Origin of the sequence: Nonomuraea sp. NPDC050643, from assembly GCF_040654715.1 — a bacterium.
Classification (GTDB): domain Bacteria; phylum Actinomycetota; class Actinomycetes; order Streptosporangiales; family Streptosporangiaceae; genus Nonomuraea.
The window spans coordinates 1-1,144 of the sequence record NZ_JBFAIM010000192.1 but is presented as its reverse complement, the minus strand read 5'-3'; the positions used below and the strand labels follow the sequence as shown (position 1 = coordinate 1,144).

Sequence of the window (1,144 nt, the reverse complement as noted above, 5' to 3'; positions counted from 1 at the left end):
AGGGCGACGACGCGGGCGGCGTCTTCCAGTGACAGTGCCCCGGCGATGTGGGCGGCGGCGATTTCGCCTTGGGAGTGGCCGATGACGGCGTCGGGATGGATGCCGTGGTGTTCCCAGAGACGGGCGAGGGCGACCATGATCGCGAACAGGGCCGGTTGGACGACGTCGACGCGGTCCAGGGAGGGCGCGCGGTCGCGTTGGTGCAGTACGTCGAGCAGGGACCAGTCGGTGTAGGGCGCCAGAGCTTCGGCGCAGGCGTCCAGGTGCTCCCGGAAGACAGGCGAGGCCGCGTACAGGCGGCGGCCCATGCCGGGCCATTGCCCGCCCTGACCTGGGAAGACGAAGACCGTGCCACCGGACCGCGTTGCCGCGAATCGAGTTGTGTCGAGCGCGGCTGAGCCGGCCTCGTTGTTGGAGCCGACTGAACTTGTTGAGTCGGTCGCGTGAGCGACGGAGTCAACGTCGGGGCCGGAGTTGACTGAGCCTGGCAAGCCCGTGGTCGTCGCCGACCTCGCCGATGTTGCCGAGCCAGTCGGCGTCAGCGAACCGGTGGCCCCGGCCGTGCTGGATGGTCCGGTCTGCTCGCTCAGCACGTGGTCGAGCACTGCGGGGTTGGGGCGGCCGGCGGCTAGGTCGTCGAGGGCGGTGGTGAAGTCTTGTGTGGTGGTGGCTATGACTGCTGCGCGGTGGGGGAAGTGGGTGCGGGTGGTGGCGAGGGCGTGGGCGATGTCGACCGGTCGGGTGGAGGTGTCCGAGCGGGCCAGGCGGGCCAGGTTTAGGGCTTGGGCGCGTAGTGCTTGTTCGTTCTTGGCTGAGATCACCCATGGGACGACGGGGGCGTCTGCTGGGAGTTCGTTGGTGGTCTGTGTGTCGGCGGTTGTGATGTTCGTCGTATCAGCGTCGGGTGTGGTGTTGGTCGGGTCTGGGCCGGCGAGGGTGGAGGTCGGTGGGTTTGCTGGGGTGGTGATGTCTGTATCGGCCGGGTTTGTGGTTGTGGGGTGGTTGTGGGGGGAGGTTGGCGCGGGTTTCTTGGGTGTGGTTTCGGTGGTGGTGGGGGGTTGTTGGAGGATGAGGTGGGCGTTGGTGCCGCTGATGCCGAAGGAGGAGATGGCGGCTGTGCGGGGGTGGTCGGTGGTGGGCCAGG

At 68.2% G+C, this 1,144-nt stretch carries 2 protein-coding genes; one reads left to right on the top strand and one right to left on the bottom strand.

What is annotated here, in order from left to right; genetic code table 11:
• Positions 1–821 (bottom strand): acyltransferase domain-containing protein (locus tag AB0I15_RS66920; RefSeq protein ID WP_358121239.1); only part of this gene is annotated, 821 nt, incomplete at its 3' end.
• On the opposite strand from AB0I15_RS66920, the gene AB0I15_RS66915 reads away from it, so the two are divergent.
• On the top strand, positions 808–1,144 hold a 337-nt coding region (locus tag AB0I15_RS66915), incomplete at its 3' end, for a hypothetical protein (protein ID WP_358121237.1). The genes AB0I15_RS66920 and AB0I15_RS66915 overlap by 14 nt on opposite strands.